Origin of the sequence: Kitasatospora sp. NPDC048365 (genome assembly GCF_043200835.1) — a bacterium.
GTDB classification, from domain to species: Bacteria; Actinomycetota; Actinomycetes; order Streptomycetales; family Streptomycetaceae; genus Kitasatospora; species Kitasatospora terrestris.
The window spans coordinates 110,226-124,286 of record NZ_JBICYJ010000006.1; the positions used below are offsets into that span (position 1 = coordinate 110,226).

The following is a 14,061-nucleotide window of genomic DNA, read 5'->3' on the forward strand; positions in this document are numbered from 1 at the left end:
ACCCGGAAGCGGACAGCCGTGAGCCCCCGGCTCGGGGAGTAGCCGGGGGCTGACGGGGGCCTTGCGGTGGGTCAGTCGCGGATGACGGTCTTGGTCCGCATCAGGAACTCGCCCAGGTAGCTGTCGTGGGGGACGCCGGGGCGGATCCAGTAGGTCGGGTGGTCGCCGCGGTAGACGTTGCTGATGCTCGGCTCGTCGAGCAGCTTGTCGACCAGCCGGTCGTCCTCGGTGAAGACGGTCAGCACCAGGCTGCTGCGCAGCGGTGCGACGCCCGCCTCCGGGCTCCACGGCGCGACCCACACGCAGGGGAACGGGAGCTCCACCGAGGCCTGCTCGGCGTCGGGCCGGTCGAGCTGGTGGACGGCCGGCCGCAGGACGGCGCTGCCGTCGCCCAGCTCCTCGACGACGCCGTCGCCGCCGAGCCAGGCCTTGGTGCCGGCGGCACGGGCGAGCAGGAAGCGCTCGATGGCGCGGGCCGACTCGACGGGCTGGACGGCGAGCACGGCCTTCTCGTCCTCGGGCGGCAGGCTCGGGATGGTGGCGAGCCGCTCGGCGATGGCCTCGGCGAGCGGGCCGGGGTCGCCGTCGATCAGCACGGTGGTGGCGTTGATGCAGGCGACGCCGCCCTGGTGGCTGATCGAGTCGACGATGGTGTCGAGGTGGTCGCGCCAGTCGGCGTCGGCGGTGACGAGGATCTTGGAGCGGCCGGGGCCCTGCGGCAGCACGGTGCTGCCGGAGTACTTCTTGACCACCTCGTCGCCGCCGTAGACCAGGCCGAGGTCGGCCAGGGCGAGGATCTCGTCGGCGGCGTCGTGGTCGGTGGGGAGCAGGACGACCTGGTCCTCGCCGAAGCCGGCCGCGCGCAGGGCGGTGACCAGGCGGTGCGGGGTGAAGGGTTCGCGCCGCGAGGGGCGGACGGCGATCCGGTAGCCGAGGGCGAGCGCCTCCAGCCACAGCGAGTGCGGCCCGGGGTGGTTGCCGGCGGCGTGGACGGCGAAGACGCTGCCCTTGCGGGTCCACACCGCGCTGCCGCCGCGGGTCTCGTCCGACCGCCAGTCGCTGACCGCGCCGACCGGCTGTGCCCGGTAGGCGGCCCAGCCGGACTTCTCGGCGGAGTCGACGATCGCCGCGGTGGCGTCGCGGACCACGGAGAGCGGCACGCCGGAGACCCGGGCGACGGTCTGCTCGTACCGGTCGAAGGTCAGTCCGTCGATGACCTCCTCGGCGAAGATCCGCCCGGCCCGCGCCAGCTTGGCGATCCGCTCCTCGGCGGGCAGGCTCTCGGCCTCGTGCAGGGCCTTCATCGCGCGGGTCACGAACAGCTTCGGGACGATGCTGAGTTCGGCGACCGGCACGCCGGTGACGTCGGTGACGGTGAGCCGCTTGCGGGCCCGGAAGGCGCCGCTGGGCCCGAGTGCGTCGAGCTGGATGAGGTCGCCCATCAGTACACGCCCTCGATCACGGTCTCGTTGTCGAACTCCTGGACGGGGGCGATGTCGGCGACCGAGTCGCCGATCTGCCCGGGCAGGCCCGGCAGCCGGGTGCCGTAGTCGCGCTCCAGGTTGTTCGGCATCAGCAGGCTCTTGGAGACGTGGTGCATGACCACCTGGCCGCGCTGGCCGTACTCGACGGTCCCGCCGGTCTTCGGGTCGACGGCGCCGAAGCTCATGTACGGCGAGTACGGGTCGTAGATGCACGGGTCGTCGTCGGTGAGGCCGTGCCGCTCGCTGGCGTTGCCGAGGATCATGGTGGAGCCGTAGCCGCTGTACAGGACCGCGTTCGGGAAGACCTCGGTGCGGTACAGGTGGCGGGTGTCGGGGTCCATCTGGGTGCCGACCCAGTTGATCGCGCGGACCTTCTCGTTGACCAGCTTGGCGAGGTCGTCGCGGCGGGCGATCCGCTCCAGCACCGGCGGGGTGCACATCAGCACGCCGATGTCCTGGGTCTCCAGGGCGAACGCGACCTGGTCGACGATGTGCTCGGCGTAGGCGCCGGCCTCGGCGGCCTTGCCGTCGCCGATCAGCTTCTTGACCCAGCGCGGGTCGAGGTCGACGGTGAAGGAGAGGCCGCCGCGGTAGGCGGTCTGCTGCTTGATGACGTCGCCGACCATGTGCGGGCCGTTGGGGGCGACGATCAGCCAGTTGACGTCCTTCGGGACGCCGTGGCCGTCGAGCTGGGCGCTGGACCAGCCGAGCAGCTTGTTCAGCCAGTCGCGCAGCAGCACGATCCGCTTGGGGGCGCCGGTGGTGCCGCCGCTCTCGTAGATGCCGACCACGTCGGGGCGCTCGCCGTAGCCGCGCGGGATCAGGTCCTCGACGCGGGCGAAGCGCAGCTCGTTGGCCAGGTTGGGGAACCTGGCCAGGTCGGCCCAGCTGCGGATGTCGGTCAGCGGGTCGAAGCCGAGGCTGTCGGCGCGCTCCAGCCAGAACGGGGAGCCGGTCTCGGGGGAGAAGTGCCAGCGCATCGCGGCGCTCAGGTACTCCTCCGGGTCGGGCTGGACGTCGAACGGCAGGTCCAGCACCGGGTCAGCGGCAGTCGACACAACAATCCTTCCAGAGTGGGGAGTTCAACGGTCGATACCCGACGGGTTGTCGATCGCGTAGCGCCAGCGCCCGTCGGGGCCGCGGCGGGCGACATCGGTGGCCGAGCCTTCGAGCCGGATCGGGCCCTGGGGGCCGTCGCCCTCGATCAGGTAGTCCCCGATCAGCAGGGCGAGGTCGCCGGTCACGTAGCTGTGGCGGAGCGTCAGCTTGATCGGCACGCCGAGGGCGAGGAACCGGGCGTTGGCCTTCAGCCGCTCCTCGCCCCGGACGGTCCGGCCGGGCTCGGTGACGAAGAGGGCGTCGATCTCGAAGAGCCGGTCGATCGCGGCGAGGTCGCCGGAGTTGAAGGCGTCCGCGAAGACGTAGGGCAGTTCGGCGGGATCGGTGGGGGCGATCGTCATGACGGCGGGGCCCCTCAGCCGGTCTGCACGCCGGCGGTGGCCCCGCCGAGCTGCGGCTCGCCGGGCAGCCGGTCGAGGCTGAAGCCGAAGTGGGTCTTGTACGCGGCGAGCACCTCGGCGTCGTCCGGGTAGGTCTCGGAGCTGCGCTCCTTGCCGGCCAGCACGGAGAGCTGGTTGCCCTTGAGGGTGATCCGGCCGTCCTCGGTCCGCAACGAGCAGAACACGTCCTGGAGGAACGGGGATTCGGGGGAGGTGCGGTACCACCACAGGGTGGGGCGGAAGTCGGCGATGCGCACGGCGCGGTCGTCGAGCCGGTAGAGCGGCTTGCCGCCCAGCAGGACGTCGATGCCGCCCTCCGCCGCGTCGACCAGCTGGTACTCGCCGTCCGGGTCGCTCTGCACCTCGCGGGAGGCGAGGTCGAGCGGGTGGCGGCTGTTGCGGCCGAAGCCGGTGTCGACCAGCCACTGCCGGCCGTCCAGGGTGACCCGCAGGGCGAGGTGACACATCGCGGCGCCGAGCTCCCCGCCCGGCCGGTGGACCCGGCCGGGGAGGATCTCGACCTGGTAGCCGAGGGAGGTCAGCAGGAAGAAGAGCGCCGGGTTGACCTCGTAGCAGCCGCCGCCGCGGTTCTGGCGGACGATCTTGTCGAGGACCTGCTCGTCCATGTGGATCGGCTCGTCGAGGTGGTAGCCCAGGTTCTCGAACGGCACCGTGAGGACCTGCCGCTCCTGCAGGTGGCGCAGGCCGTCGAAGTCGGGCTGTGCGGGGCGCCGGGCGCCGATCCGCGCGAGGTACGCGTCCACCAGGGTGTCGTCCAGCACCGCTGTCTCCTTGTCGGGTGGTGAGGGTGAGGGTCTGTGAAGTGGGGGTGGTGGTGCGGCGGGCTACCAGCGCAGCAGCGCGAGGCCCATGGCCATGCCGCCGCCGAAGCCGGCCAGCAGGACCAGGTCGCCGGGGTTCAGCTGCCCGCTGCGGGCGGCCAGGTCGAGGGTGACGGCGACCGAGGCGGAGCCGGTGTTCCCGTACTCCTGGAAGCTGGTGCTGAAGCGCTCGAACGGAATGCCGATGGGCTCGGCGAGCTCCTCGAGCATCCGCCCGTTGGCCTGGTGCGGCACGAAGCGGGCGATCTGGTCGGGGGTGACGCCGGCGTCGGCGAGGAAGGTCCGGACGGCGGGGGGCACCTCGGCATTGACGAAGTCGCGCACGCCGCGGCCGTTCATCCGGAACCAGTGCAGGCCCTCGCTGACGGTCTCGGCGGTGGCCGGCAGCCGGCTGCCACCGGCCGGGACCTCGATCAGGTGGCGGTCGGCGCCGAAGCTGGCGAGCCGGCCGGCCAGCAGGCCGCGGTCGGGTCCGGCCGCCGGGCCGAGGACCACGGCGCCGGCGCCGTCGCCGAACAGGATGGCGGTCTTGCGGTCGGCCGGATTGAGGATCCGGGAGTACACGTCGGCGCCGATGACGAGCGCGTACCGGGAGCCGGAGTCGCGCAGGATCCGCTCGGCGGTGGTCAGGGCGAAGACGAAGCCGCTGCACACCGCGTTGACGTCGAAGGCCGCCGTGCCGGCGTCGCAGCCGAGTTCGTCGGCCACCAGGCAGGCGGTCGGGGGCTGCGGGGAGTCGGGGGTGGAGGTGGCGACCACGATGAGCGAGATGTCGGAGGGCGTCAGCCCGGCGTTCTCCAGGGCGGCCCGGGCGGCGATCACCGCCAGGTCGCTGGTGGCCTCGTCGTCCTTGGCCCGGCGGCGGTTCAGAATTCCGGTCTTCGCGTGGATCCACTCGCCGGTGACCCCGGCGGGCTCGCCGACCTCGGAATTCGTCACCACGTGGGACGGAAGGTACGAGCCGGTTCCCACGATGCCGATCCCGGAGTTCGGCCGGCCTTTCCCGGGAATTCCCGTAGTGATCATTCCTATTTCCCCTCGCTCAATCGGATTCGTCCGCGTATTGATGGTCGCGCCGGAGGATTGCGTCGGGCAAAGGCCGGACACTGACCTTGTCAGGTGTCGGCGAGTGCGACCCCGAGCCGGGCCAGCGTGGGCAGTTGGTGGATGCCCTCGGTGGTCGCCTCGACCTCGAAGGTCAGCCGCTCGGTGGGCAGGAAGCCGATCAGCTCGGCGGCCCGGGTGGAGAGCGGCTGGGCGGCCGCCTCGGCGGACTCCCAGAGCTGGAAGGCACCCCAGCGGTTGCGCTCGCGGTCGGCGATCCAGACCTTGAGCAGCAGGCCGGGGAAGGCGGCCCAGCGCTCGACCGCCTCCTCGCGCAGGAACTCCCGCAGCGAGTCGACGGTCTGCGCCGAGCCGTCCAGGTCCCACCAGGCGACGACCGCCCTCATCGGGCGCCCACCGGCACGGCCGAGGCCGGCACCGCGGAGTCCAGCACCGCGGCGATCAGGTCGCCGGTGATCCGTACGCCGTCCTGGGTGAGCACCGATTCGGCGTGGAACTGCATGGACGCGAAGTGCGGTCCGCGCAGGGCGTGCACCTCGCCGGTGGCGGGGTCGCGGCTGACCCGGACGGTGCCGATGCCGGCCGCCTCGAACGCGTCGCCGGCGCTGTTGGCGGCGAAGGTGTTGTAGAAGCCGACCCGCTCGGGCCTGCCGAACAGGTCGATCGGCCGCTGCACGCCCTGGTTGGGCACGTCACGGCGGCGCAGCTCCAGCCCGAGGGCGGTGGAGAGCACCTGGTGGCTGAGGCAGACCGCCAGGAAGGGCTGCCGGCGGTCCAGCAACTCGGCCACGGCGGACCGCAGGTGGGCGATCTTCGGGTGGCCGGTGTGCCGGGGGTCGCCGGGGCCGGGGCCCATCACGACCAGGTCCCAGCCGTCCAGGGTGTACGGCTCGTCGAACCGGCGGACCGTCACCTCCAGGCCGAGCGAACGGAGTTGGTGGTCGATCATCGAGGTGAAGGTGTCCTCGGCGTCCACCACCAGCACCCGGCGGCCGGCGAGGCCGGCCCGCGGGCTCTCCCGTTCGGCGTCCTCGGCGAGCCAGAACCCGGCGATCGAGCGGTTGCGCTCGGCGAGCGCGGCCCGCACGCTCGGGTGCGAGCCGAAGCCGGTCCGCTCCCCCGCCTGCAGGGCGGCGATCAGCCCGGCGGCCTTGGCCCGGGTCTCGGCCACCTCGGAGAGCGGGTCGGAGTGCCGGACCAGGGTCGCGCCGACCCCGATCCGGACCCGGCCGCCGGCGTCGATGTCGGCGGTGCGGATCAGGATCGCCGAGTCCAGCGTGCGCTCCCCGGCCGCGTCCCGGCCGATCAGCGCGGCGACGCCGCTGTAGTAGCCGCGGCCGGCCGGCTCGTACTTGCCGATCACCCGGGCCGCCGACTCCAGCGGGCTGCCGGTGACGGTCGGCGCGAACATCGTCTCGCGCAGGATCTCCCGCGGGTCGCGGTCGGTGCGGCCCTCGATGAAGTACTCGGTGTGCGCGAGGCGGGCCATCTCCTTGAGGTACGGGCCGACCACGCGGCCGCCCGTCTCGCAGATCCGGGCCATCATCTTGAGTTCCTCGTCGACCACCATGTACAGCTCGTCGGCCTCCTTGCGGTCGGCGAGGAAGTCCATCACCTCGGGCAGCGAGGGGCCGGCCGCCGGGTAGCGGTAGGTGCCGCTGATCGGGTTCATCACCGCGGTGCCGCCGTGCACGCTGATGTGCCGCTCGGGGGTGGCGCCGACCAGGGTGCGCTCCCCGGTGTGCACCACGAAGGTCCAGTACGCGCCGTGCTCGCGCTGGAGCAGCCGGCGGAACAGGGCCAGCGCGGCGGCCGGGGTGTAGCCGGTGATGTCCGCGGTGAAGGACCGCTTGATCACGAAGTTGGCGCCGGCGCCCTCGCCGATCTCCTCCGCGATCACCCGGCGGACGGTCTCCGCGTACTCCTCGTCGGCGACGTCGAAGTGGCCGCCGGCCAGCTCGATCGGCACGTCCGGGATCCTGGCCAGCACCTCGGCGAGCGGGTGGACGGCCTGCTCGGTGACGGTGAGCGCGAACAGCGGGGCGCCGTCGTCGGGCGCCTCGAAGCCGCGCTCGGCGATCTGCCGGTACGGGACCAGGGCGAGCACCTCGTGCCGGGGGCCGCCGCCCGGGGAGGTGTCCCCGGGCAGCGGGATCTCGGCGAGGGTGGCGGGCTCGGCGACCTCGCCGCGCACCACGTCGACCAGGCCGGGCCCGGTCGTCTCCGGCCGGTACATCAGCGCGAACGGGCGCTGCTGGTCGGCCAGGACGTCGTCGAGAAGAGTCATGCCGCCACCTCCTGGGCGGTGAGCACGACGGCGCAGCGCTGGGCCGCGTACTCCAGGGCCATCCGGTGGTGGTCGGCGGAGAAGTCCGCGACGGCGTCGGCGACCAGGAAGGTCTCGATGTCGTTGGTGAACGCCTCCACCGCGGTCATCAGGATGCCGACGTGCGCGTACACCCCGCAGACCACCAGCTGGTCGCGGCCGCTGGCGCGCATCCGCTGCAGGAAGTCGTTGTTGTGGAAGGCGCTGTAGCGCCACTTGGTGACCAGCCAGTCCTCCGGGCGGGGGGCCAGCGGGTCGACGATCTGACGGTCCGCCGGGTCGACCTTCATGCCGGGTCCCCAGAAGTCCATCAGCAGGCCGCGCTGCTCGGCGGTCATGCCGCCGGGCTGCGCGGTGTAGGCGACGGGCACGCCGTGGGCGACGGCCCAGTCGCGCAGCCGCACGGCGTTCTCCAGGAGCTCGGCGTCGTCGCCGAGCGGCTTGAGGAAGTAGCGCTGCATGTCGTGGACGAGCAGCACCGCCCGGTCGGGGTCGACCTTCCAGGTGGCGGTGTTGGCGGGGAGCTCCCCCGCGCTGGGCATCGGGTAGGGGGCGATGGCGGGTATGCCTGCCATGGGGCGTGTCTCCTGCCTCGGCTGGGTGAGGACGCTGCTAGGCACCGAGTCCGGCACCTCCGTCCACGGTGAGGTCGTGCAGGGTGATGTGGCCGGCGTCGTCCGAGAGCAGGAAGACGACGGCGTTGGCGACGTCCTTGGGGGCGGCCAGCTTGCCGAGCGGGATGCCGACCCGGTACGAGGACGGGCGGCCCTCGATGGTGCCGCGCCGGCCGCTGTCGTCCTGCCACATCGAGCTGAGCATCCGGGTGTCGGTCGAGCCGGGGGCCACCAGGTTGCAGCGGATGCCGTACTGGGCGACCTCCAGTCCGAGGCTCTTGGTGAAGAGGGTCGCGGCCGCCTTGGAGGCGGAGTACGCGGCCATCTCGGTGCGCGGGGTGACGGCCGCGTTGGACGCCACCGTGACGATCGCTCCGGAGCGGCGGGGCACCATCCGGTTGACCACCGCGCGGGAGACGTGGAAGACGCCGTCGACGTTGACGGAGAAGGTGATCCGCCAGTCCTCGTCGGTGAAGTCGCGGACGTCGCCGAGGCGCAGCACGCCGGCCGCGTTGACCAGGTAGTCGATCGGGCCGAGCCGCTGCTCGACCGCCTCGACCATGGCCTCGACGGAGGCGCTGGCGGTGACGTCCGCGGGGAAGGACTCGACCCGCAGGCCTTCTGCGGCGAGTTTGCCGACCGTCTCGTCGAGGCGGTCGGCGTCGCGGTCCGCGGCGGCCACGAGGGCCCCGCGTTCGGCCAACGCCTGGACGACTGCGGCACCGATGCCGCCGGCCGCTCCGGTGACGAGGGCCACCTTGTTCTCCATGGTTTCGGACCTCCCTGTGCCGGTCCGGTTCTCGGACCGGCGGCCGTGGGTTGGGAATGTCCGCGACCCGCGGTCAGGCTCGCCAGGCCGAGACCACCGCGATGGCCTGGGCCGGGTTGAGCCGCGGGTCGCAGAAGCTCGTGTACTTGTCGCCGATCCCGGGCAGGCCGGAGGCGTCGTGCGCGCACTCGGTGACGTCGTCGGGGGTGGTCTCCAGGTGGAGGCCGCCGGCGGTGCCGCCGGCCGTGCGGACGGCCTGCTGGAAGGCCTCGACCTCCTGGATCACGGTCTCCACCAGGCGGGTCTTGAGGCCGTCCGGTCCGCTGACGGTGTTGCCGTGCATCGGGTCGGTGAGCCAGACCACCGGGTGGCCGGCCGCGCGGACCGCCTCGACCAGCGCGGGCAGCTTGGCGGCGGCGTTGGCCGCGCCCATCCGGGAGATCAGGGTGAGCCGGCCGGGCTCGCGGTCCGGGTCGAGCAGCTCGCACAGGCGGCGCAGCTCGTCCGGGCTCATGGTGGGGCCGACCTTGCAGGCGATCGGGTTGACGACCTTGGCGAGCAGGGCGACGTGGGCGCCGTCCAGCTGCCGGGTGCGCTCGCCGATCCAGGGGAAGTGCGTGGAGGCGAGCAGCAGTTGGCCCTCCTCGTCGCGGCGCAGCATGGGGATCTCGTAGTCCAGCAGGAGCGCCTCGTGGCTGGTCCACACCGGCGGGCAGGTGGGCGAGCGGTGCCCGCCGTCGAGCCAGCCGAGGTGTCCGACCGCCTCGCGGGCGGCCCGGTAGCCGTCCAGCAGGCGGCGCGGGTCGGGGATCCGGCCCTGCGGGTCGGGCTCCGGGCTGTTGACCATGTGGCCGCGGTAGACCGGGAGTTCGACGCCGCCGACCAGCTCGGTGGCGCTGGAGCGGGGCTTGCCGAACTGGCCGGCCATCCGGCCGATCCGGACCACCGGACGGTGGGTGGTGATCTTCAGGACGCCGGCCAGGGCGTCCAGCAGGCCGGCCTTGCGGGCGACGTAGCCGGAGGTGCACTCGGCCGGGTCCTCGGCGCAGTCGCCGGACTGGACCACGTGGGCCTCGCCGTCGGCCACCTGCGCGAGCAGCGAGCGCAGTCGGCGGACGTCGTGGCCGGTGACCAGGGCGGGCCGGACGGCCAGCTCCTCCCGTACGGACTGGAGTTCGACCGCGTCCGGCCAGTCGGGCTGCTGCAGGGCAGGCCGCGCCTGGTACGTCTCCTCCGTCGACCCCCCGGCTTCGGACGGGAGTCTGAGGTCGAGCAGGGCGTTGTCCACTGATGTCTCCATGGGGTGGGATGCGCGGCCCGGGGCGGGCCTGGCTCAGGCGGCGGCGTTCAGGTTCCGGACGAGCGAGGCGACCTGGACGACCCGGCGGGCCTGGTACTCGACGGCCGCCAGGTTCTCCTCGTGCACCTGGCCGGGACGGTTCCGCGAAACGGCGCTGCTGCCGTACGGGTTGCCGTTGTTCGGCTGGAAGAGGACCGGGTCGGTGGAGCCGTTGGCGAGGATGAGCGAGCCCCAGTGGCAGAAGGCGTTGTGCAGGGCGAGGATGGTGGTCTCGTGGCCGCCGTGCGGGGCCGAGCCGGAGGTGAAGGCCGAGACCGCCTTGTTCGCCAGGCCGCCGGGGATGGACAGCGGAGCGGTGGAGTCGATGAACGCGGAGACCGGCGCTGCCGGCAGGCCGAAGCGGACCGGCGATCCGATCAGGATCCCGTCCGCCCAGGCGAGGTCGTCCAACTCCGCCTCGGGGATGGTGAGATTGCGCTCCCGGAGGACCTCGACCGCCGTCTCCGTACCCGGCACGAAAGTCTCCCGCTCGGGGTCGGCGATCCGGCGCAGCCGGACCTCGGCGCCCGCCTTCTCCGCGGCGGCCGCGGCGGCCTCGGCGAGTTTTGCGACATTCCCGGTCGACGAGTAATAGATGACGGCTATCTTGGTCATGGCCATGAACTCCTACGGGTGGCTGCTCGTTCAGCAGATCCTGGGCAGCACCGGCAGGGGCGGCCAACGGCCGCGGCGGCACTTCGTCAGGTGACGGATACTCCATCAACTACTTCATCAGGTGGATGATTTGGCACCGACCTGACATTGCTTCGGCCGCAGGGTTTTCCGGGCACGAATCGCTCCATATCCTCGTGGCCCCAGCACCCTATTCAGGCTGACGCAGAGCCGAGGAGCAGTGATCCCGCGTGAAGGAAAGCCCGGTCGCCCCCGTGTCCCACGGAGACCTGCGACCACTGGTCGCGGAAGGCGTCTCCCCGTGGCTCGACGGCTTCCACCGGAAGCTCGCCACGTCCGGCCTGCTGGCCCGCCTGGTGGCGGAGACCGGCCTGCGCGGCGCGACCTCCAACCCGGGCCGGCTGGCCGCCCGGCTGCGCGACGACGGTGACGCCTACGGCGCGCAGCTGGCCCGCCTGGCCGAGCTGGACGTGTCGGTGGAGAGCTCCCTGTGGGCACTCTCCGTCCAGGACCTGCGCCTGGCCTGTGACGTGATGCTCCCGGTGTTCGGCGAGACGCACGGCTACGACGGCCTGGTCTCGATGGACCTGGACCCGCGGATGGCCCACGACCCGGCCGCCACCACCGCCGAGGCACTGGAGCTGGCCCGGGCGGTGGACCGTCCGAACATGCTGGTGAAGATCCCGGCGACCACCGAGGGCCTGCTGGCCGTGCGCGACTGCGTGGCGGCCGGCGTCGGCGTGCACATCACCGGGGTGTTCTCGGTGACCCGCTACGGCCAGGCCGTGGACGCGTACTTCGACGGCCTGGAGCGCGCGCTCGCGGCCGGCCGGCAGTTGTCGACGATCGCCTCGGTGGCCTCCCTGCCGGTCGGCCCGGTGGACCGCGAGGTGGACGGCCGGCTGGCCGACATCGGCTCACCGGACGCGGGCGCGCTGCGCGGCCGGGCCGCCCTGGCGGTGGCCCGGCTGATGTACCGGGTGTACGAGGAACGGCTGGGCAGCGCCCGCTGGCGGGCCCTGCGCGCCAACGGCGCGCGTCCGCAGCGGCTGCTGTGGACCGCCTCCGCGCTCGCCGATCCGGCCGCCGCCCGGGCCCGCTACGTCGAGGGCCTGGTCTCCTGGGGCACCGTGCACGCGATGAACTGCCCGGTCCTGGACGAGGCCGCGACCAGCCTGCAGCTGCGCGGCGACACCCTGATGGGCCAGCACGAGACGGCCCGGTCCGTCCTCGACGGGCTGGGCCGGCTCGGCATCGCCTACGACGCCGTGGTGCGCCGCCTGGAGGCCGAGGCCGTCACCGGTCTGGTCGACGCCTGGCTCGGCCTCCACGCGGTGCTCGCCGCACGGCTGCGGGCCGCCGGCCTCAGCCGGCCGCTGCCGCCGCCCGCTGCCGGCTCCGGCTCCGGTCCCCGTCCCTGAGTTCCAGTTCCCCGCCGGTCAGCGCCAGCATCGGCGCGGCCTTCACCACCGTCTCCTCGAACTCCGCCGCGGCGTCCGACAGGGCGATCACCGCGCCGCCCACGCCGTACCGGATCCGTCCGGGGGTGACCACGGCGGTGCGGATCACCACGCTCAGGTCGGCGGTGCCGTTCAGCGAGAAGTAGCCGATCGCACCCGAGTAGACCCCGCGCGGCCCGGCCTCCAGCCGGTCCAGGATCTGCATGGTGCGGCGCTTGGGCGCGCCGGTCATCGAGCCGGGCGGGAAGGCGGCCCGGACGCAGTCCACCGCGGAGTGCCCGTCGCGCAGCACCGCGCGGACGGTGGAGACCAGCTGGTGGGCCTTGGCGTAGGTCTCCAGCCGGAACACGTCCTCGGCCTCGACCGTGCCGACCTTGGCGCACCGGCCCAGGTCGTTGCGGACCAGGTCGACGATCATCAGGTTCTCGGCGCGGTCCTTCTCGTTGCTGATCAGGTCGTCGGCCAGGGCGCGGTCCTCGCGGTGGGTCGCGCCGCGCGGCCGGGTGCCCTTGATCGGCCGGGACTCGGCCCGGCGCTCGCCGTCCACCCGCAGGAAGCGCTCCGGCGAACTGCTGAGCACCTGGACCTTGCCGAACTGCAGCAGGGCGGCGAACGGCGCGGGGCTGACCCGGCGCAGGAAGCGGTAGCCCTCCCACGGGTCGATCCGGCCGGGCGCCTCCAGCATGTTGGTCAGGCAGGCCTCGTAGGTCTCGCCGGCGGCGATCTCCTCCTGGCACCGCTCGACCAGGCCGAGGTACTCCTCGCGGTCGTGGCGCATGGTGATCCGGCCCAGCGGCATCGGCTGGGCGGCCATCCGCAGCCGGTTGCCGACGGACTCGGTGAGCCGCTCGGAGGCGTCCCGCAGCCAGGCCTCGGCCGCCGCCTCCTCGCCCTCCTCGGCGAGCGCCAGCAGGTAGCTGGTGTTGGTGGCGTGGTCGAGCACCAGGGCGCGGGCGCTGAACACCAGGGCGGCGTCCGGCAGGTCGGAGCGGTGGGCGCGGTCGCCGCCGCACTCGGCCTTGAGCTCGTAGCCGAGGTAGCCGACCCAGCCCAGTGCGAAGTCGAAGGGCAGCTCGGGGATGTCCACGGCGTGCTGCCGCAGGTCCTGGTCGAGCCAGTCCAGGAAGGTGCCGGAGACCACCTCGGCGCCGGACTGGTCCCGGACCACCACGGTGGAGTTCCAGGCGTCCGCGGTGGCCACCCGGCCGAGCGGGCCGGCCGCGTCACCCATGATCGAGAAGCGGCCCTGGTTGTCGTCCGGACGACTGCTGTCCAGCCAGTACGCGAACGGGCCGCCGCGGAACAGCCGGTCGTAGGCGACCTCGTCCTCCCAGCGGGTGGCCAGTTCGCGGGTGAGCACCTTGAAGCGGCGGCGCGGCAGGAAGCGGGCTTCCGGCTCCGGCTGCGGGCGCGGGGTGCGGCGCACCGTGCGGCCGGTGCGGTGGTTGTGCTCGTCGGCCAGGTCGCGGAAGTTCTCCAGCAGCCGGTGGCCGTAGCTGCCGCCGATCGACTCGGGGTGGAACTGCACGCCCCACAGCGGCTTCTGACGGTGCTTCAGACCCATCAGGACGCCGTCCCGGGTCCACGCGGTGGCGGCCAGTTCGGGCGAGAGCCGGTCGACCGTCAGCGAGTGGTAGCGGACCGCCTCGAACGGCGAGGGCAGGCCGGCGAACAGGTCGGTGCCGTTGTGCACCACCGCCGAGAGCCGGCCGTGGTACGGCTCGGGGGCGCGGGAGACCCGGCCGCCGTGCAGCGCCGCGAGGCCCTGGTGGCCCAGGCACACCCCGAGCACCGGCAGGCCGCCGCGCTCCAGGATCTCCCGGCAGATGCCGAAGTCCGAGGGCCGCTCGGGGCTGCCCGGACCGGGCGAGAGCACCACGCTGTCGAACTCGGCGAGCCGGTCGAACTGCCAGGCGGGGTCGTCGTTGACGACCACCTCGGGCTCCTCGCCGTTGACCTCGGCCAGGTAGTGAAAAAGGTTGTACGTGAACGAATCGTAGTTGTCGACCAGTAGCGTGCGCATCGTCGGC

The 14,061-nt window shown here is 72.7% G+C and carries 13 protein-coding genes; 1 reads left to right on the forward strand and 12 read right to left on the reverse strand.

Going from position 1 to position 14,061, the window contains the following annotated elements; all coding sequences use genetic code 11:
* Positions 1–71 precede the first annotated feature (71 nt).
* The 11 genes from ACGFX4_RS08255 to ACGFX4_RS08305 form a co-directional block, all read right to left on the reverse strand.
* A complete protein-coding gene (locus tag ACGFX4_RS08255) occupies positions 72–1,442 on the reverse strand; it encodes an aldehyde dehydrogenase family protein (RefSeq protein WP_393071176.1) in 1,371 nt (456 codons plus the stop codon).
* Positions 1,442–2,542 (reverse strand): phenazine antibiotic biosynthesis protein, encoded by a 1,101-nt coding sequence (locus ACGFX4_RS08260; protein ID WP_393071177.1) that lies wholly within the window; start codon positions 2,540–2,542, stop codon positions 1,442–1,444. Before ACGFX4_RS08260 ends, ACGFX4_RS08255 begins: the two co-directional genes overlap by 1 nt.
* A 24-nt stretch (positions 2,543–2,566) precedes the next feature.
* The gene (locus ACGFX4_RS08265) at positions 2,567–2,944 is read right to left on the reverse strand and encodes a YybH family protein (RefSeq protein WP_393071178.1); all 378 of its coding nucleotides are present in this window, start codon (positions 2,942–2,944) and stop codon (positions 2,567–2,569) included.
* Between the two features lie 14 nt (positions 2,945–2,958).
* Positions 2,959–3,765: an arylamine N-acetyltransferase gene (locus tag ACGFX4_RS08270; RefSeq protein ID WP_393071179.1), complete on the reverse strand. Its 807-nt coding sequence runs from the start codon at positions 3,763–3,765 to the stop codon at positions 2,959–2,961.
* A 63-nt stretch (positions 3,766–3,828) separates the two neighbouring features.
* Positions 3,829–4,764, reverse strand: a complete 936-nt coding sequence (locus ACGFX4_RS08275; RefSeq protein ID WP_393071180.1) for a 3-oxoacyl-ACP synthase III family protein — start codon at positions 4,762–4,764, stop codon at positions 3,829–3,831.
* Positions 4,765–4,940: 176 nt separating this feature from the next.
* Positions 4,941–5,276 carry a hypothetical protein gene (locus ACGFX4_RS08280; RefSeq protein ID WP_393071181.1) on the reverse strand — a complete coding sequence of 112 codons (336 nt, stop codon included), beginning with the start codon at positions 5,274–5,276 and terminating at the stop codon, positions 4,941–4,943.
* On the reverse strand, positions 5,273–7,177 hold the full coding sequence (locus tag ACGFX4_RS08285; RefSeq protein ID WP_393071182.1) for an anthranilate synthase family protein: 1,905 nt from the start codon (positions 7,175–7,177) through the stop codon (positions 5,273–5,275). Before ACGFX4_RS08285 ends, ACGFX4_RS08280 begins: the two co-directional genes overlap by 4 nt.
* Positions 7,174–7,791 carry an isochorismatase family protein gene (locus ACGFX4_RS08290; protein ID WP_393071183.1) on the reverse strand — a complete coding sequence of 206 codons (618 nt, stop codon included), beginning with the start codon at positions 7,789–7,791 and terminating at the stop codon, positions 7,174–7,176. Before ACGFX4_RS08290 ends, ACGFX4_RS08285 begins: the two co-directional genes overlap by 4 nt.
* A gap of 37 nt (positions 7,792–7,828) precedes the next feature.
* A complete protein-coding gene (locus tag ACGFX4_RS08295; RefSeq protein ID WP_393071184.1) occupies positions 7,829–8,599 on the reverse strand; it encodes a 2,3-dihydro-2,3-dihydroxybenzoate dehydrogenase in 771 nt (256 codons plus the stop codon).
* Between the two features lie 73 nt (positions 8,600–8,672).
* Complete coding sequence (locus ACGFX4_RS08300; protein WP_393071185.1) at positions 8,673–9,887, reverse strand: 3-deoxy-7-phosphoheptulonate synthase; 1,215 nt, start codon at positions 9,885–9,887, stop codon at positions 8,673–8,675.
* A 45-nt stretch (positions 9,888–9,932) separates the two neighbouring features.
* Positions 9,933–10,553: an NAD(P)H-dependent oxidoreductase gene (locus ACGFX4_RS08305; protein WP_345698343.1), complete on the reverse strand. Its 621-nt coding sequence runs from the start codon at positions 10,551–10,553 to the stop codon at positions 9,933–9,935.
* Between the two features lie 272 nt (positions 10,554–10,825).
* On the opposite strand from ACGFX4_RS08305, the gene ACGFX4_RS08310 reads away from it, so the two are divergent.
* On the forward strand, positions 10,826–11,992 hold the full coding sequence (locus ACGFX4_RS08310; RefSeq protein ID WP_393071186.1) for a transaldolase family protein: 1,167 nt from the start codon (positions 10,826–10,828) through the stop codon (positions 11,990–11,992).
* Here the strand turns inward: ACGFX4_RS08310 and pabB are convergent.
* Positions 11,937–14,054, reverse strand: coding sequence for an aminodeoxychorismate synthase component I (gene pabB, locus ACGFX4_RS08315; RefSeq protein WP_393071187.1), 2,118 nt, complete (start codon positions 14,052–14,054; stop codon positions 11,937–11,939). The two genes, ACGFX4_RS08310 and pabB, sit on opposite strands and share 56 nt — an antisense overlap.
* Positions 14,055–14,061: the final 7 nt, after the last annotated feature.

What these genes read in the sequence shown, in the direction of transcription:
- pabB (WP_393071187.1), bottom strand. Translation starts at nt 14,054, where the DNA reads ATGCGCACGCTACTGGTCGACAACTACGATTCGTTCACGTACAACCTT.
- ACGFX4_RS08295 (WP_393071184.1), bottom strand. Translation starts at nt 8,599, where the DNA reads ATGGAGAACAAGGTGGCCCTCGTCACCGGAGCGGCCGGCGGCATCGGT.
- ACGFX4_RS08290 (WP_393071183.1), bottom strand. Translation starts at nt 7,791, where the DNA reads ATGGCAGGCATACCCGCCATCGCCCCCTACCCGATGCCCAGCGCGGGG.
- ACGFX4_RS08280 (WP_393071181.1), bottom strand. Translation starts at nt 5,276, where the DNA reads ATGAGGGCGGTCGTCGCCTGGTGGGACCTGGACGGCTCGGCGCAGACC.
- ACGFX4_RS08265 (WP_393071178.1), bottom strand. Translation starts at nt 2,944, where the DNA reads ATGACGATCGCCCCCACCGATCCCGCCGAACTGCCCTACGTCTTCGCG.
- ACGFX4_RS08305 (WP_345698343.1), bottom strand. Translation starts at nt 10,553, where the DNA reads ATGACCAAGATAGCCGTCATCTATTACTCGTCGACCGGGAATGTCGCA.
- ACGFX4_RS08255 (WP_393071176.1), bottom strand. Translation starts at nt 1,442, where the DNA reads ATGGGCGACCTCATCCAGCTCGACGCACTCGGGCCCAGCGGCGCCTTC.
- ACGFX4_RS08285 (WP_393071182.1), bottom strand. Translation starts at nt 7,177, where the DNA reads ATGACTCTTCTCGACGACGTCCTGGCCGACCAGCAGCGCCCGTTCGCG.